Annotated in this window: 35 protein-coding genes; 26 read left to right on the top strand and 9 right to left on the bottom strand. The window is 69.9% G+C overall.

Annotated features, from left to right (window positions below):
- Positions 1-67: 67 nt before the first annotated feature.
- Positions 68-790: a DUF305 domain-containing protein gene (locus PV419_RS34085; RefSeq protein ID WP_415925435.1), complete on the bottom strand. Its 723-nt coding sequence runs from the start codon at positions 788-790 to the stop codon at positions 68-70.
- Between the two features lie 183 nt (positions 791-973).
- Between PV419_RS34085 and PV419_RS34090 the strand changes: the two genes are divergently transcribed.
- Positions 974-2,449, top strand: coding sequence for a hypothetical protein (locus tag PV419_RS34090; protein ID WP_319695540.1), 1,476 nt, complete (start codon positions 974-976; stop codon positions 2,447-2,449).
- On the opposite strand, the gene PV419_RS34095 is transcribed toward PV419_RS34090, so the two are convergent.
- The 7 genes from PV419_RS34095 to PV419_RS34125 form a co-directional block, all read right to left on the bottom strand.
- Positions 2,440-3,189 (bottom strand): helix-turn-helix domain-containing protein, encoded by a 750-nt coding sequence (locus PV419_RS34095; RefSeq protein WP_319695542.1) that lies wholly within the window; start codon positions 3,187-3,189, stop codon positions 2,440-2,442. The genes PV419_RS34090 and PV419_RS34095 overlap by 10 nt on opposite strands.
- A gap of 177 nt (positions 3,190-3,366) precedes the next feature.
- Positions 3,367-4,077 carry an HAD-IA family hydrolase gene (locus PV419_RS34100; RefSeq protein ID WP_319695543.1) on the bottom strand — a complete coding sequence of 237 codons (711 nt, stop codon included), beginning with the start codon at positions 4,075-4,077 and terminating at the stop codon, positions 3,367-3,369.
- Positions 4,078-4,103: 26 nt separating this feature from the next.
- Positions 4,104-4,784, bottom strand: a complete 681-nt coding sequence (locus tag PV419_RS34105) for a phosphatase PAP2 family protein (RefSeq protein WP_319695545.1) — start codon at positions 4,782-4,784, stop codon at positions 4,104-4,106.
- A 37-nt stretch (positions 4,785-4,821) separates the two neighbouring features.
- Positions 4,822-5,286 (bottom strand): NUDIX domain-containing protein, encoded by a 465-nt coding sequence (locus tag PV419_RS34110; RefSeq protein ID WP_319695547.1) that lies wholly within the window; start codon positions 5,284-5,286, stop codon positions 4,822-4,824.
- A gap of 82 nt (positions 5,287-5,368) precedes the next feature.
- On the bottom strand, positions 5,369-6,304 hold the full coding sequence (locus PV419_RS34115; RefSeq protein ID WP_319695548.1) for a M56 family metallopeptidase: 936 nt from the start codon (positions 6,302-6,304) through the stop codon (positions 5,369-5,371).
- A gap of 233 nt (positions 6,305-6,537) precedes the next feature.
- The gene (locus PV419_RS34120; protein WP_319695550.1) at positions 6,538-7,878 is read right to left on the bottom strand and encodes an integrase; all 1,341 of its coding nucleotides are present in this window, start codon (positions 7,876-7,878) and stop codon (positions 6,538-6,540) included.
- A gap of 428 nt (positions 7,879-8,306) precedes the next feature.
- Complete coding sequence (locus PV419_RS34125; protein ID WP_319695552.1) at positions 8,307-8,717, bottom strand: helix-turn-helix transcriptional regulator; 411 nt, start codon at positions 8,715-8,717, stop codon at positions 8,307-8,309.
- Between the two features lie 177 nt (positions 8,718-8,894).
- Here PV419_RS34125 and PV419_RS34130 point away from each other — a divergent pair, with 177 nt between their 5' ends.
- From PV419_RS34130 to PV419_RS34250, 25 genes are all read left to right on the top strand, one after another.
- A complete protein-coding gene (locus PV419_RS34130; protein WP_319695554.1) occupies positions 8,895-9,143 on the top strand; it encodes a helix-turn-helix transcriptional regulator in 249 nt (82 codons plus the stop codon).
- Between the two features lies 1 nt (position 9,144).
- Positions 9,145-9,438, top strand: a complete 294-nt coding sequence (locus PV419_RS34135; RefSeq protein WP_319695555.1) for a DNA-binding protein — start codon at positions 9,145-9,147, stop codon at positions 9,436-9,438.
- Positions 9,439-9,528: 90 nt separating this feature from the next.
- On the top strand, positions 9,529-9,939 hold the full coding sequence (locus tag PV419_RS34140; protein ID WP_319695556.1) for a hypothetical protein: 411 nt from the start codon (positions 9,529-9,531) through the stop codon (positions 9,937-9,939).
- Entirely contained in the window at positions 9,939-10,172 is a 234-nt protein-coding gene (locus PV419_RS34145) for a hypothetical protein (RefSeq protein ID WP_319695558.1), read from the top strand. Before PV419_RS34140 ends, PV419_RS34145 begins: the two co-directional genes overlap by 1 nt.
- A complete protein-coding gene (locus tag PV419_RS34150) occupies positions 10,169-10,552 on the top strand; it encodes a DUF4326 domain-containing protein (protein ID WP_319695560.1) in 384 nt (127 codons plus the stop codon). Before PV419_RS34145 ends, PV419_RS34150 begins: the two co-directional genes overlap by 4 nt.
- Positions 10,549-10,881, top strand: coding sequence for a hypothetical protein (locus tag PV419_RS34155; protein ID WP_319695561.1), 333 nt, complete (start codon positions 10,549-10,551; stop codon positions 10,879-10,881). The genes PV419_RS34150 and PV419_RS34155 overlap by 4 nt, the downstream gene beginning before the upstream one ends.
- Positions 10,878-11,249 (top strand): hypothetical protein, encoded by a 372-nt coding sequence (locus PV419_RS34160; RefSeq protein ID WP_319695563.1) that lies wholly within the window; start codon positions 10,878-10,880, stop codon positions 11,247-11,249. Before PV419_RS34155 ends, PV419_RS34160 begins: the two co-directional genes overlap by 4 nt.
- A complete protein-coding gene (locus tag PV419_RS34165) occupies positions 11,246-11,563 on the top strand; it encodes a hypothetical protein (RefSeq protein ID WP_319695564.1) in 318 nt (105 codons plus the stop codon). Before PV419_RS34160 ends, PV419_RS34165 begins: the two co-directional genes overlap by 4 nt.
- Entirely contained in the window at positions 11,560-11,832 is a 273-nt protein-coding gene (locus tag PV419_RS34170) for a phiSA1p31-related protein (RefSeq protein WP_319695565.1), read from the top strand. The genes PV419_RS34165 and PV419_RS34170 overlap by 4 nt, the downstream gene beginning before the upstream one ends.
- A complete protein-coding gene (locus tag PV419_RS34175) occupies positions 11,829-12,098 on the top strand; it encodes a hypothetical protein (protein ID WP_319695566.1) in 270 nt (89 codons plus the stop codon). The genes PV419_RS34170 and PV419_RS34175 overlap by 4 nt, the downstream gene beginning before the upstream one ends.
- Complete coding sequence (locus PV419_RS34180) at positions 12,095-12,256, top strand: hypothetical protein (RefSeq protein WP_319695567.1); 162 nt, start codon at positions 12,095-12,097, stop codon at positions 12,254-12,256. The genes PV419_RS34175 and PV419_RS34180 overlap by 4 nt, the downstream gene beginning before the upstream one ends.
- Before the next feature lie 73 nt (positions 12,257-12,329).
- Positions 12,330-12,626 carry a hypothetical protein gene (locus tag PV419_RS34185; protein WP_319695569.1) on the top strand — a complete coding sequence of 99 codons (297 nt, stop codon included), beginning with the start codon at positions 12,330-12,332 and terminating at the stop codon, positions 12,624-12,626.
- Positions 12,626-12,979, top strand: a complete 354-nt coding sequence (locus PV419_RS34190; RefSeq protein WP_319695571.1) for a hypothetical protein — start codon at positions 12,626-12,628, stop codon at positions 12,977-12,979. The genes PV419_RS34185 and PV419_RS34190 overlap by 1 nt, the downstream gene beginning before the upstream one ends.
- Positions 12,976-13,332: a hypothetical protein gene (locus PV419_RS34195; RefSeq protein ID WP_319695573.1), complete on the top strand. Its 357-nt coding sequence runs from the start codon at positions 12,976-12,978 to the stop codon at positions 13,330-13,332. Before PV419_RS34190 ends, PV419_RS34195 begins: the two co-directional genes overlap by 4 nt.
- Entirely contained in the window at positions 13,329-13,679 is a 351-nt protein-coding gene (locus PV419_RS34200; protein ID WP_319695575.1) for a hypothetical protein, read from the top strand. The genes PV419_RS34195 and PV419_RS34200 overlap by 4 nt, the downstream gene beginning before the upstream one ends.
- Before the next feature lie 66 nt (positions 13,680-13,745).
- Entirely contained in the window at positions 13,746-13,952 is a 207-nt protein-coding gene (locus tag PV419_RS34205) for a hypothetical protein (protein WP_319695577.1), read from the top strand.
- Positions 13,953-14,013: 61 nt separating this feature from the next.
- Positions 14,014-14,445, top strand: a complete 432-nt coding sequence (locus PV419_RS34210; protein WP_319695579.1) for a hypothetical protein — start codon at positions 14,014-14,016, stop codon at positions 14,443-14,445.
- A 53-nt stretch (positions 14,446-14,498) separates the two neighbouring features.
- Complete coding sequence (locus tag PV419_RS34215; RefSeq protein ID WP_319695581.1) at positions 14,499-14,723, top strand: hypothetical protein; 225 nt, start codon at positions 14,499-14,501, stop codon at positions 14,721-14,723.
- 106 nt (positions 14,724-14,829) lie between these two features.
- Positions 14,830-15,705 (top strand): PD-(D/E)XK nuclease-like domain-containing protein, encoded by an 876-nt coding sequence (locus PV419_RS34220; protein WP_319695582.1) that lies wholly within the window; start codon positions 14,830-14,832, stop codon positions 15,703-15,705.
- The gene (locus PV419_RS34225; RefSeq protein ID WP_319695584.1) at positions 15,702-16,562 is read left to right on the top strand and encodes a hypothetical protein; all 861 of its coding nucleotides are present in this window, start codon (positions 15,702-15,704) and stop codon (positions 16,560-16,562) included. The genes PV419_RS34220 and PV419_RS34225 overlap by 4 nt, the downstream gene beginning before the upstream one ends.
- A gap of 72 nt (positions 16,563-16,634) precedes the next feature.
- On the top strand, positions 16,635-17,003 hold the full coding sequence (locus PV419_RS34230; protein ID WP_319695586.1) for a hypothetical protein: 369 nt from the start codon (positions 16,635-16,637) through the stop codon (positions 17,001-17,003).
- Positions 17,000-17,470 (top strand): hypothetical protein, encoded by a 471-nt coding sequence (locus PV419_RS34235; protein WP_319695588.1) that lies wholly within the window; start codon positions 17,000-17,002, stop codon positions 17,468-17,470. The genes PV419_RS34230 and PV419_RS34235 overlap by 4 nt, the downstream gene beginning before the upstream one ends.
- Positions 17,467-17,700 carry a hypothetical protein gene (locus PV419_RS34240; RefSeq protein ID WP_319695589.1) on the top strand — a complete coding sequence of 78 codons (234 nt, stop codon included), beginning with the start codon at positions 17,467-17,469 and terminating at the stop codon, positions 17,698-17,700. Before PV419_RS34235 ends, PV419_RS34240 begins: the two co-directional genes overlap by 4 nt.
- Positions 17,697-18,659, top strand: coding sequence for a hypothetical protein (locus PV419_RS34245; protein ID WP_319695590.1), 963 nt, complete (start codon positions 17,697-17,699; stop codon positions 18,657-18,659). Before PV419_RS34240 ends, PV419_RS34245 begins: the two co-directional genes overlap by 4 nt.
- Positions 18,656-19,450 carry a hypothetical protein gene (locus PV419_RS34250; protein ID WP_319695591.1) on the top strand — a complete coding sequence of 265 codons (795 nt, stop codon included), beginning with the start codon at positions 18,656-18,658 and terminating at the stop codon, positions 19,448-19,450. The genes PV419_RS34245 and PV419_RS34250 overlap by 4 nt, the downstream gene beginning before the upstream one ends.
- Before the next feature lie 79 nt (positions 19,451-19,529).
- Here the strand turns inward: PV419_RS34250 and PV419_RS34255 are convergent, their stop codons facing one another.
- Positions 19,530-19,706 carry a hypothetical protein gene (locus PV419_RS34255; protein ID WP_319695593.1) on the bottom strand — a complete coding sequence of 59 codons (177 nt, stop codon included), beginning with the start codon at positions 19,704-19,706 and terminating at the stop codon, positions 19,530-19,532.
- Between the last annotated feature and the right edge of the window lie 157 nt (positions 19,707-19,863).

Genomic DNA, 19,863 nt, shown 5'->3' on the forward strand with positions numbered 1-19,863 from the left:
AGGCTGACGTTCCGGACCCTAGGCCGACGCCCGGGGCCCCGGTGGGTGGCGCCGGGCCCGCCGTGCGCTATCCGAGCTGCCGCATCCGCCGGATCTCGGCGCCCTGCTGTGCGATGACGTCGTCCGCCATCTCCTCCACCTTCACGTTGTTGCCCTGCGCCAGGACGTCCGTGGCCATGGAGACCGCGCCGGAGTGATGAGTGATCATCAGCTTGAGGAAGAGCTTGTCGAACTCGGCTCCGTCGGCGGCGCGCAGCTGGTCCAGCTGCTTCTGGGTGGCCATACCGGGCATGGAGCCGTGTCCGTGTCCGCCCCCTTTCCCCGGCTGGTCCGTCGTGTTGTCGTTCGTCCGCAGCCAGCCCTTCATCGCCTCGATCTCCGGCTTCTGCCCGGCGGAGATGCGCTCGGCGAGCCGTTTGACCTTCGACGACTTCGCCCGGTCGGGGGCCAGGGCGGTCATCACCAGGGCCTGCCGGTGGTGCTCGATCATCATGCGTACGTAGGCGAAGTCGGCCGAGTTGGGGGAGTCGTCGTCTTTCGCCTTCGCTCTCGCCGCCTCCTCGGCCGTCAGCTTCTGTGCGGCCTCCCCGGGCTTCCCCGGTGCGATCACCGAGGGCCCGGCGTCCTTGGCTTTGCCGTCGGCCTTGGCGCCGCCTTCGGCCTCGCAGCCGGTGAGGGCCAGCGCCAGGGCCGCGGTCACCGCCGCGACCGCGAACGAGGCGGCGCGCGCGGCACGGGCGGTCGTGGTCGTACGCCGGATCAACACCGTGACCTCCAGAGACGTTTGCAAGCTGTGCTGACCGTATTAGCACGTAAGCGACTGATCCTGGCCTGGAAACTTCGTTACATATTCATTGCCGACTGTTGAGCTGTACATGGAACGAGCCATACTGCCCAGGGCCCATATCCATGCATCGTGCAACCTGAACGGAAAGAAGGGAGGACGCAGTTGAAGCCGTGGCACAGACTCCAGGTGCGCCAGAGACCCTCGTTGCGACCCCGGCGCCTCGGCACCGCCGTGGTCGCCTTCGGCCTCCTCGCCTCGCTGTTCGCCGCGAGCCCGGCGGCCGCGACGCCCGACCCCGGGGCCACCCCGAAGGGCGAACGGGTGTCCAAGGGGCAGGCCGATGACGTCAAGGCGGCCATCAAGGACGGCGAGATACCGGGTGTGGACGAGATCGTCCACAGCGACAACGTCAGCCACCTGACGAACATCCCCAAGCAGGCCCTCAAGGGCACCAACTCGGACCTGGCCTTCCAGGGCAAGTACGCCTTCGCGGGCAACTACGACGGCTTCGTCATCTACGACATCAGCAACCCGAAGGAGCCGAAGACCGTCAGCCAGGTGCTCTGCCCGGGCTCGCAGAACGACGTCAGCGTCTCCGGGAACCTGCTCTTCCTCTCCACGGACTCCTCGCGCAGCGACAACTCCTGCAACAGCACCACGCAGCCCGCCACGGAGAAGTCGTCCTGGGAGGGCATGAAGGTCTTCGACATCAGCGACAAGACCGAGCCGAAGTACGTCGCCGCCGTCGAGACCTCCTGCGGCTCGCACACCCACACCCTGGTGCCCGAGCGGGACAACGTCTACATCTACGTCTCCTCGTACGCCCCGGACGCCACCTTCCCGGACTGCCGGCCGCCGCACGACGGGATCTCCGTCATCAAGGTGCCGCGCCGCGCGCCCGAGAAGTCGGCGGTCGTCGACTTCCCGGTGCTCTTCCCGGACGGCGGCAACCCGGGCGAGCCCACCAACCCGGGTGTGTCCAGGACGGACGGCTGCCACGACATCACCAGCTTCCCCGAGCTGAAGCTGGCGGCGGGCGCGTGCATGGGTGACGGCATCCTGCTGGACATCGCCGACCCCGCCAAGCCGCGGGTCATCGACCGGGTCGAGGACAACGTCAACTTCGCCTTCTGGCATTCGGCGACCTTCAACGAGCGCGGGAACAAGGTCGTGTTCACCGACGAGCTCGGCGGCGGCGGGGCCGCGACCTGCAACGCCGAGGTCGGCCCGGACCACGGCGCCGACGGCATCTACGACATCGTCGGCAAGGGCGACCGCCGCAAGCTGGTCTTCCGGAACTACTACAAGATCCCGCGCCACCAGGCGAACACCGAGAACTGCGTCGCCCACAACGGCTCGCTGATCCCGGTGAAGGGCCGCGACATCATGGTCCAGGCGTGGTACCAGGGCGGCGTGTCCATCTGGGAGTTCACCGACTCGCTGCACCCGAAGGAGATCGGCTACTTCGAGCGCGGCCCCATCTCCGCCGACACGCTGGTCGGCGGCGGCTCCTGGTCCGCGTACTACTACAACGGCTACATCTACTCGAACGACATCGCCAAGGGCTTCGACGTCCTGAAGATCGACGACCGGCGCACCGACAGCGCCCGGTCGGTGCGGCTGCGCGAGCTGAACGCACAGACGCAGCCCGACTACCGCTGACCGTCCGCCCCGGACGGCTTCCGGCCGTCCGGGGCGGCGGCCTCGCCGCCGCGCGCTCCGCCGCCCCTCTCGTCGCCCGCTTCGCCGCCCGTCTTGTCGTCCGTTTTCTCGTCCGCCGGGGTGCCGGTGGCCGCCTCCGCGCCCGGCGGGACGCCTAACTCCCAGCCCAGTGCGTACCGGTTGAAGAGCTCGGCCCGCAGCCGCTCGACCGGCATCGGAGCCCCCGGCAGCAGCACGGCGACCACCGCGCCCATCAGCTGCGCGCGTAACAGAGGGTAGTCGACGTCCGGTTCCGGCGATCCGTACCGGACCATCGTCTCGCGAAGGAGCGCGGCCAGCCGCTGCTGCTCGGGGCACTGGATGAACCCCTCGGCCGTCAGAATGCCCGCCATATGCGTCCGCATCAGCCGCGGACGCTCCACGGCGAGCCCCAGGATCGCGTCGATCGCCCGCGCCAGCCACTCCCGGCCCGCGTCCTCGCCGTCCGGCCGCGGCTCCCGCTCGAGCCCCTTGGCCAGCTCCAGATGCATCAGCCGGTGCACGGCCGTCTGCAGCAACTGGCGCTTGCCGGGGAAGTAATAGGAGACCAGGCCGCGCGCGGCCCCCGCCCGGTCGGCGATATCGGCGAGCGTCGTCGCCTCGTAGCCGCGCTCGCCGATCAGCTCGACCGTCGCCTGCAGCAGACGCTCCTGGGACCGGCGGCGCAACTCCTCATTGACCGAAGCGCTGCGGGGGGACATGCTGTAACTCCTGCGTTGACTGGCTCTTGGCCAATATACTCAGTGCGGTCTCGGGTTGTCCGCCACCTTGCCCTGGGCGGCCCGGATGTTCCGTCGATTTCGGGCGACGCGGGGGATCGCCCGAAATCGATGGTTTCGTCGTATCCGTGACCGGCCGTCAGAGGTATCGCGGTGTTGTCACGGCATTTCGGCCGCGCCCGCGAGGTCCAGCACCGGCCGCAGCCCGTCGGGCCGCTGTTCCACCGGCAGATGGTCCACCAGATGCACCCGGCACCCCAGGCGCGCCGCCCCCGCGTCCGCCCGCCGGTCGTCCCCCACCATCACGGCATCGGCCGGGGCCAGCCCGAGCGCGTCGCACGCCACCCGGAACAGCCGGGGGTCCGGCTTCTGGATGCCGTGCTCGTACGAGAGCACATAGGCGTCCACGAACTCGTCCAGCCCGTGCGCCCGGAACACCGGCCGCAGATCCCAGCCGATGTTGCTGACCACCGCGATCCGCACCCCGCGCCGCCGCAGTTCGCCCAGCACCTCGGCCGCGTCGGGGTACGGCCGCCAGGCGGCCGGCTCCATATGGCGGTCGTACAGCGCGTCGTACAGCTCGGGGTGGGGCAGCGGCACCTCGCGGGCCAGCCCGGTGTAGGCGTCGCGGTGGTTTTCGGCGCTGCGGTCCCGGGTGCCCCACACCTCGGTCAGGTGCGGCGGCACGACCTGCGGCGGGGCGCCGCCCGGCAGCGCCCCCGCGTCCTCCAGCCGCCGCGCGTACCGCGGAATGTCTTCCTCAGGGACGGCCGCGCCCGATGCCTCGAGCACGGCCCGCAGCCAGGCCTCGGTCGGTTCGACACGGAAGAGGGTCCCGGAGAAGTCGAAGAGCGCACCCTTGATCGTCATGCCCCCATCGTTCCAGGCGCGCCCCTTCACCGGGGCGCACCAGGCGGTTCCCCCGCCGACTCGTTCTTCCGCTCCGGCGGGTACGGGTACGCGGCAGCCGCCGCGTACACCAGGGCGGCGCCCAGCAGCCAGCCGCCCACCACATCGGTGGGCCAGTGCACCCCCAGATACACGCGGGTGAACCCCACGCCGGCCACGGACACCACGGCCAGCAGCGTCGCGAACCTCAGCCACGCCGCCCGCGCCCCGCACCGCGCCAGCACCCACAGCAGCAGCCCGAACGCGACAGTGGCCGTGAGCGCGTGGCCGGACGGGAAGGCCGCGTAGTGCGCCGAGTCCACCGGGTTCCGCCAGTGCGGGCGCTCCCGGCCGACCGCCGCCTTGACGCCCTGCTGCAGCGCGGTCCCCGCGGCGGTGGTGGCCGCGACCCACAGCGCGAGCAGCCGCTCCCGGCGCCACAGCAGCCACCCGACGAGCAGCGCCATCCCCGCACGCATCGTCCAGGGGTCCCACACCCAGTCGGTCAGCACTTTGTTGGCCTCGGTCCAGCCGTGGTGCGTCACCGCCGTCCGGTGCAGGGCTTCGACGGTGTCCTGATCGGCGTCCTCCAGCGGTCCCCAGCCGGCCACGACCAGGACCAGCAGGACTACGAACAGCACGGTCAGGACGGCGGCGGTGCGTACGGCGCGGAGCTTCGAGAGGGGCATGGGTCGATGATCGCGCACCGATGGGCGCGCGGGTCGGTCAGGTCTGCCAGGTGCGGAAGAGGGCGAGGGTCTCCTCCAACTGCGAATGGCGCGGGGCGGGCAGGTCGTCCAGAGTGAACCAGCCGAGCGCGTCGAACTTGTGCGGCTCACCGATGGTGACCCGCGACGGGTCCACTTCCACCGCGCACACCACGGCCACCCAGTGGGAGACGGGGTCGCCGCGCAGGATGTTGCGGACGCCGATGGTCTCGATGGCGAGGGCCCGCGCGGTGTACTCCTCACGGACCTCACGCGCGACGGCCGCCTCGAACGACTCGCCGTGTTCCAGCGCCCCGGCCCCGGTGTCCCAGGTCCCCGGCTCGTCGCGGGCCCCCGCTCCGCGCCGGGCGAGCAGTACGCGCCCCGCACCGCGCCCTTGGCCGTCGTGGCACACGAAGACACAGGAGACGGTGGGAGCCGTCAGCGCCCGGTCGCCGGGGCGTGCGGATGGTGCGTGGTCCATGCGGATCGTGCCTTCCCAGATAGGTGACAGCCCGCGACTGTAGCCCCGCACGCCCCGCCCCGGCGAAGACTTTACGCTCCGCTCAGCCCAGCACCCGCAGCGCCGGGACCAGCGTGACCACCAGCGGGACGACGGGGACCAGCGCCGCCGCGGCCGTCAGCCGCCACCGGCGCGCGGGCGAGAGCCGGGCGGCGGGGGCGAGCAGCCGGTCCACCCGCCGCGGGACCTCCGCGAGCTGGGCCGGAACGGGTCCGAACACCCCGCGGTGCTCGTTCAGTTCGACCAGCGCGAGCGCGGTCGTCAGCCGCCCGAAGCGGCGCGAGGCGGAGTCGTCGGCGGCCAGCTCCACCAGCCGGTGCACCTGGTCGCGGAAGGCCGCGAACACCGGCACCTGCGGAAAGCCCGTGGCCAGCGCGGACGAGCAGTGCAGCAGCCAGTGGTGACGGGCCCGCGCATGCCCCTGCTCATGCGCCAGCACGGCGTCCAGCCGACGGCCCTTGAGACGGCGCAGCGCCGCCGTGGTGATCACCAGCCGGGGCGGAGCGCCCGGCAGCCACCACGCCTCGGGCCGCTCGCCCTCCAGCACCACCAGACGGTCCCCGGTGGGCTCCTCGCCGGGCAACGCCGGGCACCGGTCGAGCAGTTCGGCCCGCCGCTGCTTGCGCCGCCCCCGTGCCCGGCCGATCTCCCGCGTCAGCATCACCGCCGTCCACACGGCACCGCAGGCCAGGGCGACGGCGACGGGGGCGGCCCAGGGCCCGTACGCGGACAGCGCGTACGCCTCCACCACGCCGTGGGGCGCGGGGGCGAAGACATTCCCGCGCACGGCCTGCGAGGCGGCCGCCGCCGTCAGCGCCATGGTCAGCCCGCAGCACAGCAGTACGGCGACCACCACGCACTGCCACACCCACAGGGCGAGCACGGGTTCGCGGTCGGCCCAGTCGGACCGGGCCAGCAGGCGGGGCGCCATTGCCGCCGCCAAAGCGCCGAGGCCCATCAGCGCGAGCGGGACCATCATGGCCGTTACCTTATGAGCGCGGTGTCGGGGCGGGTACGGTCCTGCGGCCGGAAGTGACGTACGCCACGGTCGCCGGGGGACGGGCCGGGTGTTTGGCGAGGAAGTTTTTGTTCCGGGCGCCGGGGCCCTCGCCGCGCCGGGGCCGGGCCGTCCCCGCCGGGTGACCGCTCAGAGCGTCACGAGCATGGCCAGCATCCCGATGGGAAGGGTCGGGACACGCGCCTGAACTGGACTTATCCCAACTCTGAGTGATCAACTGGGAGAGCGGTGGGAAAAGGAGGCTGCCACTTCCCGCCCTCGGAACACATGAACTTCTCCCAGCGCTCCTGCAGCGTCTCCACGATACGCAGCTCCATCCCAGGGGTCAGGTTCGCATACAGGGCTTCCACCCCCGCGACCTCGTGCCCCATCCGCGTCTCCTGGGCCGTTCGAGGATGACCGTCCTCCTCGAGCATCTCCTTCATCCAGTGCCGCAACAGGTAGATCCGCTTACCGACCATCTCCGGCACGGCCGGGATCTCCGGGCGAAAGTAATCCCGGCGTGCTGTGCGGGCCGGAGCCCCACCCCGGATGGGTTTCCAGTAGCGGTCAGCCCACTGAGAGCCCATGGCCTCACCAGTCGGGGCAGGGAAGACCCATGGCGAGCGATGGGAGGCCAGCAGCGCTGTGTGCATCTCGTGCAGGAACGGCGGTAGGGCCAGGGTGCGATGCGACTCGTACTTCGGCTCGACGAGCGTCCGCACACTGTCCACATACTGCAACTGGTACTGCACGCGCAGCGCCGGTATCCGATCCGGCCCGTAGCGCTCGAGCGCCTCCTCTCGCCGCTCTGGATCAGGATCGCTGGCCGGCCAGGTCGGCGATGCGAATTCCCGCCGGAACCCCCACATCTCTCCGGGCGGACGCATGCCTGTGAACGCGATGGTCCACATGTACGTCCAGCCGGTAAAGCCCCACACGGTGTACGCGTTGGTCGCCAGCTGGTGTAGCACGGCCATCTGCATGGGCCGCTTCTTTTCCCGGTGTCTCTTGGTGTACTTGCCGCGGCGGCGCTGTACAACGACGGGGGACTCGGGGCGCAGTTTGTACTTCACGGCAGCGTCATTCATGAGCATGCCGAACAGGCTGAGGAGTTGGTCGATGTAGTTCTGTGACAGCTCACCCCGAGCGACCGCGGCTTTGAGGCCCTTCCTCCACGCGTCGTATTCCCAGGTGGTGATGTCGCCGACAGCGTGCTCACCCCAGTAGGGGATGATCCTCGCGCGTAGCCGTGACCGGTATCTGTCCATGGACATGGGCCGAAGGTCTTGAGCCTCGTACCAGAGCCAGCAGTAGTCCTTCATCAGCGTCTTGCTGTCGGCTCGCCTGACGTGCTTGCCGTGCCGCACGTCGTATTCGCGGTCGAGTCCGAAGTCGTATGCCTCGTCTTCGGACTGGAACTTCACGCCGGGAGCGGGCCCGCTGGCGGACTCGTATTTTTTGGCTTTGGTGGGCTTGCCGTCGGCGTCGAGCTTGTACTCGCCGCCCCACCACTTGACGCGGATGCTGTTCCCGCGCTGTTCCACGTAGGGCACGCGGCTACCCCCCATTCTCTTGCGCGGGCCCGGCGGTGGGTTCCGCCGGGTGCCGCGTCCAACTCTGCCTTAGTCTGCCCGGCCGAGCGGGCAGCCACGGCAGGTGCCGCAGTCGACGCCTTGGCGCTTCATCATCTCCCTCGCCTTGCGTCTAGCGAACGCATCCTTGAGCGATGCAGGCGTCATGACGCACACGGTGTCGTCTCGTACTCGTGCCGACCAGACGCGTACTTTTGGCCCAAGATCCATCATGACGAACTTGTGCATGGGCCCCCCTTTCCTGCAGTGGGAGAACCCCCAGGTGCCACACAGGGTGTCACGGCGTACACCTGCGCAACACCCGTTAGCAGAAGATAGCCCATGATCGAACGATATCGATCATGTAACAACAAAAAGGTTGTATAGCCGAACGGCCCTATTTGGTCGACCTATGGAAGGATGCCGCGCTTTCGCAGCTCCTCCACAATCTGATCACTTAGCGCCTTGATCTCTCGTGCAGTGAGGTCGGGCGTCGTCAGGACCGCGGCCACTGCCACGGCGTCCTGTACCTCGCCCTGCAGTCCCTCCACGGGGACGTGCGCGATGACGGCGTCGTCGCTGCTCGCCTCGATGGGGATCGGCTCGCCGCCTTCTGTGATGGCAACGCAGCTGCCGATGGCCCAGCCGAGAGCGCTGTCGATCTTCCCGTAGTTCATTTCGCGGATCGGCTCGCCCCGCTCGAGCCGCTTCCAGGTGTCCTTGGAGATTCCGATCTCCGCGGCTGCTTTGTTGCGCGCGAGACCCAGCTCGAGGCGTCGCTGTGTGGCGACGCGTGCGAGGCGGTCGAGGTCACGGTCCATGGGGGCATCTTGGCAGGACTGGCCGGGACCAGCCAGGACCGGGGGTAACAAGGGCTGGAAAGTGGACCCTAAGTAGCCGAATGGCGGCAGCCAGTGTGCACGCGCTAGGGCGGTCTGGGGCTAACTAATGTCCGACTGGGGCTGGACTCGTGGGCCATCTAGGGCTAACTTATGGGTATGCAGCAAGCCCCGACCACCTTCCGGGTGAGAGGGGTGGCCATCAACAAGCGCCGCATGCAGGCAGGCCTTTCGGCCCCGCAGCTCGCAGCGCTGGTGGGGGTCACCGCCAGCTACATCCGAAAGCTCGAAACCGGCGTCCGCGAGTGCATGGGGCCAAGCAGCTACATCCGCCTCCGTGCCGTGCTGAGCGCAACTGACGACGAGCTCCTCGCCCCCACCGAGGACCCAACCACCAAGAAGGAGTGACATGCCCGGCGACAAGTACGAGGAGTACGGGAAGCCAAAGCCCCCCACGGATCCGAACGCCGAATACATGACGCTTCAGGAGACGGCCTTCGTCCTGAAGTGCAACCCCAAGACGGTCACCAGGCTCCTGGACGAACTTGGCCTCAAGAGCAAGCCCGGGAAAAGGATCGTCATCGACAGCGCCACCCGCCGCGCCCTCTACGAGCACCGCATCCAGGGGCCGAAGCGCATCCGTCGTCCCGCCCGCCGCGCCCGCAGGGCCATCTCGCCGGCTCCGGTCAAGTCCGCCGCCTGAGTGCGGCTTGCGGCCGACGCCGGGGGCCTAGACCCGACGCCGGCCTCGGATCCACACCACCCAGAACCCTGAAGAACAGGAGCGTGGACCGTGTCCACATTCTTCCAGAACCCTGAACCCGACACGATCTTCGAGCAGATCACGTCCGGCCTGCGCCGGGTGTCTCCGCTCGCGGCGATGTTCGACGCGGCGGAGGACAAGCTGCTGGCGGACCGCCCGGAGGGCTTCCACCCGGAGGACATTGGCCGGCTCGCGTGGGAGTGGCTGCCGGAGACGGAGCGCGATGAGGCGTTCGACCAGCTGCTGTACACGTACTGGTCGGCGCGTGAGAACGACCGTGAGGAGCTGGTCCGCTACGAGCTGGAGCAGGCGGCTCGGGGGGCGCTGCGGTCGCGGTTGGGCGAGTACGAGGCGCTGACGGCCCTGGGGTCCCCGGTTTCGCGTGAGCTGGTGGGCGACATCGCTGCCCTGGCCCGCACCCTGCTCGGGGGTGGTCGGTGATGGCGACTCCGACGACTCCCCGTCGCTCGATCGCCGACCTGGACGTGCCCGCCGAGCAGTTGGCGGCCGACATCAGGTTCCGCACGGCGATGCTCCTCGACTCGCTGCAGCAGGCCCAACCCGTCACTGACGGCCAGCTCGCCGAGCAGCGCCACTTCCTCGACGCCGACCCGGACACGTGCGTGCCGCTGCCCGGCATCCCCCACCCCAAGACCCCTGGGAGGACCGCATGAACGCCCCCACCCGCATCCAGCGCAAGCGCACCCCCGGGTGGCGGCTCCCGCCGAACGCCGTGATCGTCGACCGAACCAGCCGCTACGGGAACCCGTTCCGCGTCGAGGACGCCATCGAAGCCGAGTACTCCAACCCGCGCCGCGCCTGCGTCTCCCACTACCGCGCCTGGCTCGAAGGCAGCACGGAGTATCCCGACACGTTCATCGCCGGTGGCAAGACGTTCGACCGGCGCCGCGTCCTCGCTGACATTCACCTGCTGCGCGGCCAGGACCTCGCCTGCCCGTGCCCGCTGCCGACGGAGCCCGGGGAGCCCGACTACTGCCACGCCGCAGTGTTGCTCGAACTTGCCGCCCGCAAGACGGCGGAGGTGGCCGCGTGAGCTACGCCGAATATCAGGCCAAGCTCGAAGCCGATAAGCGGGAAGGCCAGCGTCAGGCCGACGAGTTCAACGCCCGCTACCCGATCGGTACACCGGTCATCGCCTATCCCAGTATCCGCCCGGAACATCCGGCGGCCATCGCCCACCAGAAGTGCGTCAGGGAAGGTCGCACCTTCGGGCACGCCGACCCGTGCGAGCGGCTGGAGACCGCGACCCGCACCCCGGCGTGGATCCTCGGCCACGGTGAGCCCGTCGTGTCCGTCGACGGCTACGCGGGCGGCATCTGCCTCACCCACATCGACGTGATCGAGCGAGGGGAATCGTCGTGAGCACGAACCTTGCCGTCATCTACCAGCAGGCCGCCGACATCATCCGCACGAACGGCCACAACAAGGGCTCCTACTACCGCGTGCCGGAGACGAGCGTCGGGATACAGCTCTCCCCGGCCGAGTACCCGGTGTGCGCGGCAGGCGCCCTGAACGTCGCACTCACGGGCTCACCCGCACCCGCCTATGACGGCGATGACATCCCGGTCGTGGTCGAGGCGGCGCGGCGATTCATGCGGCACGTGACCCCCGGCTACAGGGGGGCGAGCGCGATCTGGGATCTCGCCGTGTGGAACGACAACCGCGAGCGCACTGCTGCCGACGTGATCGCTGCCTTCGAGGAGGCCGCCCGGGAGGTGAGGGCAGCGTGAACCGCCCCAGCAACATCCGCCGCTCCTCCGCCGGAACCCGACGCCACCACCGCACCCACCTGCCGTACCGCCTGGACATCCTCGCGCCCGGCGTGGCCACCGTGCTGGTGCTGCCCGACTCGGCCGGCGACACCGTCCACAGCGTCACCGCATACGACGCGGCCGGCCGCCCGATGGCCGTGACCGACGAGCACGCCGCCCACATCCTCGGCCTTCTTCAGGGCGCGTTCACCGCCGACTGGGCCCGCCCCCTGGTGTGGCGGCGGAACGGCAACACCCTCGCCGCCGAGTCGGTCCTGCGAGGTGCGGCGTGAGCACCTACACGATCGACGGCTCCCGCATCGACCTGGACCGGGTGCACTGCGACGCAATCGGCGTCGAGTGGGAGTGGACCGGCACCCGGAACGCCGAGGATGTGCCGCTGATGCAGGCCCTGTACGGACCCCAGACCCCGGTACCGCTGCCGGACGTCCACCGCGACCACGGGCCGCTCATCCCCGTCGCGCACTGCCGACCGGACACCCTGTGGATGCGGGGGATCACCGCCCCCACGCCGGCCGATCTGCTGCGAGGTGCCGCGTGACCCGCCCGCCGGTGCCGCTGCCGGATCTGCTGCAGGTGTGGGCGGAGCAGGTGGCCACGGTCATGGTCGTCCCGGTCGGCGGCAGGTCGCTGGTGCGGGCGTACAACACCGCAGACGACCTGATCCACACCAGCGGCGATGAGGCCCTGATGCTGGCCACGATCCTGCGGCAGGAGTATCCGCACGCCGACTGGACCGTGCCGCAAACGTGGCGGGCTGCCGACGGTGTGCGGCCCACCCGGGAGCGGCTGGCGGTGACGCCGTGACCTTCGACGTGACCGCCGCCCTCCAGGATCCGCAGATCAGCATCGCCGACCTGGAGCACATGCGGGACAAGGCCCTCGACCGCCCGTATGTGAGCGAGGTCGGCCGGGCCATCGCCGACGCGGCACAAGCCGAGATCGACCGCCGGACCGCCCAGTGACCGGGCGCCGCCTCCTCGCCGGGCTCGGCCTCTGCGCCCTCGGCCACCGAATCAACCACCCCAAGGGGGGACAGTGACCACCTACACCGTCGAGTTCGGGCATCTGGGCGAAGGCCGCCCCGTGCCGGACCTGACCGTCACCACCGACGACGTCAACGAGTTCCACCGGGCCGTCGCCGAGCACGCCATCCCGTACATGCGGCCCGTCCTCGCCGAGATGGGCCAGCCGGAGGCGGCTGACTGCTTCTTCCAGACCAACAAGGAACTGACCATGGGCCAGTTCGTGTGGCTCGACCTGGTCGCAAGGAAGGGCGCCCGCTTCTGCGCCGCCCGCATCACCGCCGCTGAGGTCCGGAAGGCGGGCGAGTGATGGACGACCGCCTCGCCGACATCAAGGACCGTTCCGCCTCCACCCTGCCCGCCCGCAAGAGCGACGAGCAGTGGCTGATCCAGCAGCTGGAGCAGGCCCGCCGCATCGCCGTCGAGCTGGAACAGTCCGAGGCCCGCCTCCGCGACCTCCTGGAGACGCTCACCAAGGCGTGGGGCCGCGAACAGGACCACGAGCTGGCCACCGCCGAGCGGCAGAACCAGGGCGAGAACGCCAACGGCGCCTACGAGCGCGGCGCCAGCCTCGAACGCTGCGGCGACGACATCCGCCACCTGCTGGAACACGGCGACATGCCCGACTGGTACGACGCCGACGACCAGGAGGAGGCGGCATGACTGCCACCGCGACCGTCTGCCCCGACTGCCGGGAGATGCTCGAGAACCGCGCCTGGGTCCTGCGGGCCCTCGGCCACCCCGAGTGTCGGGAGGCCATCCGCGCCGAGCGGCTAGCGGCCCGCACATTCTGGATCCGCATCAACCCGCAGGGCTGCGTCGAGGGCTCAGCGCTCGGTGAGTACGTCGGCCCGCTCGTCGAGGACGCGCACAAGCAGTTCACCCCTCGCGTCCGCGACCGGCGCCGCGAGGCCGCTGAGGGTTACCGGCACGAGCTCGTCGGCCACGACGAGTGGAAGCGGCGCGCCGAGCCCTGCTTGCTCGGCGACTGCGACCACCGAAGGGCCGCGTCATGACCCTCCACCTGCCCCGCCCGCACGGACGCCACCGTGCCATAGACCGGGTCCGCGAGTTGGAAGCCGAGAGCACCGAGCTCGCCTGCCAGACCGTCCGGCTCGCCCGCGAGAACGACACCCTTCAGCGGCAGCTCGACACCGCCGGGATCGCACTCACCGGCGCCTGGAGCGACCTCGACAAGGCCGTCGCCGAGATCCGCCGCCTCCAGCAGCAGCACATCGACGACACCGTCCGCGTGGCCCGCCTCCGCCAGGCCCTCCACAACGCCCGGCCCCGCATCACCGCCGTGCCCGCGCAGGCGCCGCAGCCCACCGCGCCCAACAGCATCCCGCTGCGCGCGGCCTGAGACGCCCGCGCCCCGCCGGACGACACCGGCCGGCGGGGCCGGGACCAAACCCAAGGAGAAGACACCGTGGCCAAACTCCCTGACGAGATCGCCTGGACCCTCACCAGCACCGAGGACTGGGGCGGCGGACTCGAACGCACCTACCGCGCCGAGAACGTCGAACACGCCGGGTGCGGCGGCGACGTACTCCTCGTCCACCTCCACGACCCGATGGGCGGCGTGGTCGGCGCCCACTCCCGCTGCGCCAAGTGCAACGAAAACCTCACCGCCTGAACCCACAGGAACACCCCCGCCGAGGCGAATTCGGCGGGGGCTCCCAGATCAAGGAGAACACGTGACCGACCACCCGTACACCAACGACGACCTCCGTGCCGAAGCCGCTCGCCAGCACAAGACGCTGACCGAGGACCCCGACTTCATGGGCATCGGCGAGCAGATGGAGGACGGCATCGTCCCGTCCACCCGCGAAGCGGGTGCACCGCGGAGCTGGGACAGCGTGCTGCGCCTGAACGCCGACGACTACGACGAGTTCGAGAAGGCGCAGCGGAAGATCCACGACCTGATCGACGGCGCGGCCGACGTCTCCGAGTGGGCCATCAACCTCGGCGCCGACGGACTCCAGCCCATCAGTGGAAACCTCAACATCAAGGACTCCCACGGCGATGACCGGGTCCGGCTCCACCTCGCCTTCGCGCCCGACATGGACCAGGACACGCGAAAGGCCGTCATCGAGCGCATCGCCGACGCCATCCGCTACCACAGCTGACCCGCCCGGCCGCCCCGCACCAGTGGCGGGGCGGCCACCCACCGGGAGACCGCATGCCCATCCGCAAGGGCCGCTGGCAGATCGAACTCCACCGGCGGGCCATCCACATCACCCGCGAACCCGACCCTGACTGCCCCGACTGCACAGGCAACCGCGGCGGCTGGCAGCCCAACGGCACCGGCCCCGACTGGGACGAATGCCCCTGCCTCGACCAACTCCGCACCTGGCGGGTGCCCCTCTGGCGCCGCCCCGCCTGGCCCGTAGAGGAGCCCTTCTGATGCCACCCATCACCTGCCGCGACTGCGGCGACACCAACGGCCCCTTCGTCCGCCACAACGGCCGCCTCATCTGCGAAGACTGCGCCGACAAGAAGGACGGGAAGAAGTGACCGTCACCACCGAGGCTCCCAGCGCCATAGCCCCGCCAGCTCTCGGTCTGCACACCGACCTGAGCAACGGGGCTTACCACGCTGACAAGACGTCCCTGTCCTCGTCCGGCGCCCGGAAGCTCCTGCCGCCGTCCACCCCCGCCGCCTTCCGCTACGAACAGGACCACCCCCAGCCGGCCAGCAAGACGTTCGACTACGGCAATGCCGCCCACAAGCTGGTCCTCGGCAACGGTCCCGACCTCGAAGTCGTACCCGGAGCCCGCTGGGACACAGGCAAAGCCAAGGCCCACGTCGCCGAGATCCGCGAGCGCGGAGGCATCCCGCTCAAAGAACACGAGATGCAGATGGTCAAGGACATGGCCGCAGCCATCCGCCGCCACCCCCTCGCCGCCACCCTCCTCGACCCAGCCTACGGAGCCCCCGAACAGTCCGGGTTCTGGATCGACGGCCCGACGGGAATCCGCCGCCGAGTCCGCTTCGACTGGCTCCCGTCCATCCGCTCCGACCGACTGATCATCTCCGACTACAAGACGGCTGTCGACGCCAGCAACCACGCCATGGAAAAGGAGATCGACAAGCGGGGCTACAACTGCCAAGCCGCCTGGTACGAGGAGGCAGCCCAAGCTCTCGACCTCGGCGGACTGGACACCGAGCTCCTCTTCATCGTCCAGGAGAAGAAGCCGCCCTACCTGGTCAACGTCATCGGAATCGACTTCATGTCCCGCGAGATAGGCCGCGGCAAGAACCGGGCCGCCATCGAGACCTTCGCGGACTGCATGACAACCGACAACTGGCCCGGATACGGCGACGAACCGAACTACCTCTCGCTCCCCGGATGGGCCGAGAACCGCGACAAGGAGATCTACCTGTGAACCTCCCCGCCCAGACCCAGCCGGCCGCCCACATCGGCCAGGCCACCGCGATCGAACTCTCCCGCGCCGAAGCCGAAGTCAAGGCCGCCGTCTTCGTCGCCAAGCAGAGCCCCCGCAACCGGCAGGCCGCCCAGGACGAGATGCGGTTCGCCTGCAGCCAGCTCGCCATCGCCGAAAAGGCGTTCTTCTCCTACCCGAAGGCCGGGCAGACCGTCTCCGGGCCATCCGTCCACCTCGCCCGCGAACTCGCCCTCATCTGGGGCAACATCCAGCACGGCACGATGGAGCTGTCCCGCGACACCGCACTCGGACAGTCCGAAATCCTCGCCTACGCCTGGGACCTCGAGCGCAACTCCCGCTCCTCGCAGATCTTCATCGCCCCCCACATCCGCGACACCCGCAGCGGCAAGAAGAACCTCACCGACCTGCGCGACGTGTACGAAAACAACGCGAACCTCGGCGCCCGACGGCTGCGTGAGGCGATCTACGCGGTGCTGCCCGACTACTACACCGCCGAGGCCATCCAGATCTGTCAGCAGACGCTCACCAGGGGCGACGGCGCCTCCCTCGACGACCGCATCGAGCAGGAAGTCAGCCGCTACGAGCGGGTCGGCGTCAGCGTCAAGCAGCTCGAGACGAAGGTCGGCCGGCCGCGCCAGAAGTGGGACAAGCAGGACGTCGCCAAGCTCGGCACGATCTTCCGCTCGGTCGAGCGGGGCGAGATGACCCGCGACGAGGCGTTCCCGCCCGAGCGCATCACCGCCGCCGAGATCCGCGGCCAGCACCAGCAGCAGGCACCCCAGGCGGACGAGCCCTCGTCCTGGCCGGAGGCCGCCCAGCCCGGATCCACCGCCTAACCGGCACTGGGGCCGCCCCGCCGGAATCGGGGCGGCCCACCCCAGGACAGCACACCCGAACGGAGTCTCGCCATGGCCCGCCGCCTCACACCCGCCGAGCGCCTCGCCGCCGTCGACAAGAACACCACCCTCGAGCAGATCGTCGAGTCCTCCACCTGGGACCGGTTCCTCGTCGAGCAGGCCGTCTTCCACTTCGGCCTCGCCTGCGACGAATGGTCCGCCAACGACCTCCGCGACGTCCTCCCTGAGCTCGGCCACGGCTACTTCGGCGCCGCCATCAACAGCCTCCGAACGGCCGGAATCATCGCCCACACCGGACAGATGGTGCCGTCCACGCAGGAGAACACCCACGGCCACCGGATCGCTGTCTGGACTTTGACCGACAAGGGTCGGGCCATAGCCGCCCAGCGGCGTCCTGCACACCAGGGGAGGGCCGCATGAAGACCCTCGTCATCCTCCTGACCGGCGCCCGCGAGCTGCCCGAACCGGGCATCGTCCCGGCAACGATCGCCGACATCGCCCTCAACATCGCAGACGGCCCCGTTGTCATCCGCCACGGCGCATGCCCCGGCAGGAAGTCCGCAGACCAGGCCGCGTCCGACTGGATCCGCGACTGCGGGGAGTGGCTCGGAGTCACCGAAGACCCCATGGCCGCCGACTGGGACCACTGCACCAGCGACTGCCCTCCCGGGCACCGCCGAACGAAAGCGCCCGGCGACACCGCCCACCCCGGCCAGCTGCCCGACTACTGCCCCGCCGCCGGGCCCCGACGCAACGCCGCCATGGTCGCCAAGCAGCCCCGAGCCGACTGGGGCATCGCCTTCCCCCACGGTCGCTCCTACGGCACCCGCAACTGCATGCGCCTCGCCCAGATGGCTGGCATCCCCGTCCGCGAGGTCACCGCATGAGCCCCGCCCTGGCCTTCGTGCTCCTCGTTGCCACGGGCGCCCTCGCCGGCTGGGCCGCCACCCGGGCCATCCGCTCCTACCACCGCCGCCAAGCCACCGCCCGCATCACCCGCGCACGAGACCGCGCCCGACTCCCCGAACAGATGCACCTCCTCGGCCACGAGCCCCGCTGGGCCCGCCGCACCCTCGCAGACATCCACGCCCTACCCACCACCAAGGGGGACCGATGACCACCCGCACCAAGCCCCTCCCGCCCCACGGCAGCTACGCCCGCGCCAACGGCAGCCCCGGCTACCGGCCGCCCTGCAAATGCGAACCCTGCGTCCTCACCCGCCGCGCCAAGAAGAAGCGCGAGCACGTCAACAGGCAGCTCGGCAGGCCCAACCGCGTCGACGCCGCCGAAGCCCGAACACGACTCCTGCAACTCAACGAAACCATGGGCTGGAACGACATCGGCACCGCCGCCGGCTGCTCCCCGCGGCACCTCCACCAGATCGCACTCGGACGCGTCACCAGGATCAACCGCGGCACCCACGACAAGATCATGGCCGCGAAGCAAGGCACAACGGGTGGCGTCTACATCGACGCCACCGGATCGATCCGCCGCGTCCGAGCCCTCCTGGCCATCGGCCACTCCATCGAAACCATCGCCACCACAGCAGGCGGAGTGTTCTCCCGAATCCAGCCGATCGCCGCAGGCCAGCCCCGCATGCGCCGCATGCTCGCAGACAAGATCGCACACGCCTACAACGTGCTCGCCGACCAGCCCGGCACCAGCTCCCGCTCCCGCAACCGAGCAGCAAGCGAAGGCTGGGCCCCGCCGGCCGCCTGGGACGACGACACCATCGACAACCCCCAGGCCCACCCCGACTGGACGGGACACTGCGGCACCGACCACGGCTGGTGGCTCCACCGCCTCAACAACATCCCCACCTGCCAGCGCTGCGAGACCGCCCACCAGCAGTGGCTCGCCGACCTCGGCCCGGCCACCTCCAGCGAGCGATTCACCGCCCTCCGCAAGGCCCGTGCAGCCGCATCCAGCCGCGGTGCCGACCTCGCCGACGACGCCCGCGAACTCATAACCCTCGGCTACGGCCACGACGCCATCGCCGAGCGCCTCCAGGTCACCAAAGAGCACCTCTACCAGACGCTCAAGCGCCACCCCCAGAGCTACGAGGAGGCGGCGTGACCGCCCGCGAGCACGGCACCTACGTGAAGTACACGCTCGACGGCTGCCGCTGCTACCCCTGCTGCTACGCCGAAGCCCAGTACCGGGCCAACCGGTCCCGCGCCATCGCCTACGGCACCTGGCAACCCTACGTCGACGCCGAACCCGCCCGCACCCACGTGCGAACCCTCGGCGAATTCGGCATCGGCTGGATGCGCCTCGCCCAACTCGCAGACGTGCCCCGCGGCACCGTCTCCAAGCTCCTGTACGGCGACCCCAGTCGCGGCATGGCCCCGTCGAAGCGACTCCTGCCCAAGAATGCTGCCGCCCTGCTGGCCGTCGAGCCCACCCTCGACAACCTCGGCGCCGCAGCACTCATCGATGGAACGGGCACCCGGCGCCGCCTCCGCGCCCTCGTAGCCGCCGGCTGGCCGCCAACCCGCCTCGCCAGACAGCTCGGATTGGACCCGTCCAACTTCGGCAGCACCCTCCACGGCGAGCGGCAAGTCAGGGTCGGCACGGCCCGCGCGAACCTCACCCTCTACGACGAGCTGTGGCGCGCCGACCCCCGCAAGCACGGCGTCGACAACCAGGCATACAGCCGGGCACGCAACCACGCCGCCAGCCGCCAGTGGGCCCCGGTCGGCGCGTGGGACGACGACACCATCGACGACCCGGCCGCCTACCCCGACTGGACCGGGAAGTGCGGAACCCCCGAGGGCTACCGAGCCCACTCCCGGAGCCGCATCCCCATCTGCCCGGCCTGTCGCCAAGCCCGAACCCACCGAGCCCAGATCCAGACCGCCGCCTAGCCCGGCCGGCCAGTACACCAGCCGCACACGACAAAGCCCCGCCACACGGCGGGGCAAGGAGGGGAGGGGACCGATGAGGTCAGGACTCGGAGGCTTCGGCCTTCTGCCGGCGCCGGAACGCGGCCACCTCGCGCTTGATGTAGACGCGCAGGTCAGCGGCGCGCGACAGGCCCTTGGCCTCGCATACCTCACCGAAAGCCGCCCACGTCTCGTCGTCCACGCGGATTACGCGGCCCGGGGTTCCCTTCGTCGTCATGGCCCCAGCGTAGCTGACTGTGCAGTGACTGGGCACCGTCGCCACACAAAGTGCCCCTCAATTGCATCTCGGGTGCACGGGCACCTTGAGGTAGGATCGGTGAAGCCGGAGGGCAAGGACCGTGCCCTGCTGAAGCCTCCATGAGCGCTGCCCGCAC

Origin of the sequence: Streptomyces sp. ME19-01-6, assembly GCF_033793745.1 — a bacterium.
Classification (GTDB): domain Bacteria; phylum Actinomycetota; class Actinomycetes; order Streptomycetales; family Streptomycetaceae; genus Streptomyces.

Coding starts and splice junctions, on each gene's coding strand:
- PV419_RS34095 (WP_319695542.1), bottom strand. CDS start 3,189: ATGTCCCCCCGCAGCGCTTCGGTCAATGAGGAGTTGCGCCGCCGGTCC.
- PV419_RS34100 (WP_319695543.1), bottom strand. CDS start 4,077: ATGACGATCAAGGGTGCGCTCTTCGACTTCTCCGGGACCCTCTTCCGT.
- PV419_RS34105 (WP_319695545.1), bottom strand. CDS start 4,784: ATGCCCCTCTCGAAGCTCCGCGCCGTACGCACCGCCGCCGTCCTGACC.
- PV419_RS34110 (WP_319695547.1), bottom strand. CDS start 5,286: ATGGACCACGCACCATCCGCACGCCCCGGCGACCGGGCGCTGACGGCT.
- PV419_RS34115 (WP_319695548.1), bottom strand. CDS start 6,304: ATGATGGTCCCGCTCGCGCTGATGGGCCTCGGCGCTTTGGCGGCGGCA.
- PV419_RS34125 (WP_319695552.1), bottom strand. CDS start 8,717: ATGGACCGTGACCTCGACCGCCTCGCACGCGTCGCCACACAGCGACGC.
- PV419_RS34130 (WP_319695554.1), top strand. CDS start 8,895: ATGCAGCAAGCCCCGACCACCTTCCGGGTGAGAGGGGTGGCCATCAAC.
- PV419_RS34135 (WP_319695555.1), top strand. CDS start 9,145: ATGCCCGGCGACAAGTACGAGGAGTACGGGAAGCCAAAGCCCCCCACG.
- PV419_RS34145 (WP_319695558.1), top strand. CDS start 9,939: ATGGCGACTCCGACGACTCCCCGTCGCTCGATCGCCGACCTGGACGTG.
- PV419_RS34150 (WP_319695560.1), top strand. CDS start 10,169: ATGAACGCCCCCACCCGCATCCAGCGCAAGCGCACCCCCGGGTGGCGG.
- PV419_RS34190 (WP_319695571.1), top strand. CDS start 12,626: ATGGACGACCGCCTCGCCGACATCAAGGACCGTTCCGCCTCCACCCTG.
- PV419_RS34195 (WP_319695573.1), top strand. CDS start 12,976: ATGACTGCCACCGCGACCGTCTGCCCCGACTGCCGGGAGATGCTCGAG.
- PV419_RS34200 (WP_319695575.1), top strand. CDS start 13,329: ATGACCCTCCACCTGCCCCGCCCGCACGGACGCCACCGTGCCATAGAC.
- PV419_RS34215 (WP_319695581.1), top strand. CDS start 14,499: ATGCCCATCCGCAAGGGCCGCTGGCAGATCGAACTCCACCGGCGGGCC.
- PV419_RS34230 (WP_319695586.1), top strand. CDS start 16,635: ATGGCCCGCCGCCTCACACCCGCCGAGCGCCTCGCCGCCGTCGACAAG.
- PV419_RS34235 (WP_319695588.1), top strand. CDS start 17,000: ATGAAGACCCTCGTCATCCTCCTGACCGGCGCCCGCGAGCTGCCCGAA.
- PV419_RS34240 (WP_319695589.1), top strand. CDS start 17,467: ATGAGCCCCGCCCTGGCCTTCGTGCTCCTCGTTGCCACGGGCGCCCTC.
- PV419_RS34245 (WP_319695590.1), top strand. CDS start 17,697: ATGACCACCCGCACCAAGCCCCTCCCGCCCCACGGCAGCTACGCCCGC.
- PV419_RS34255 (WP_319695593.1), bottom strand. CDS start 19,706: ATGACGACGAAGGGAACCCCGGGCCGCGTAATCCGCGTGGACGACGAG.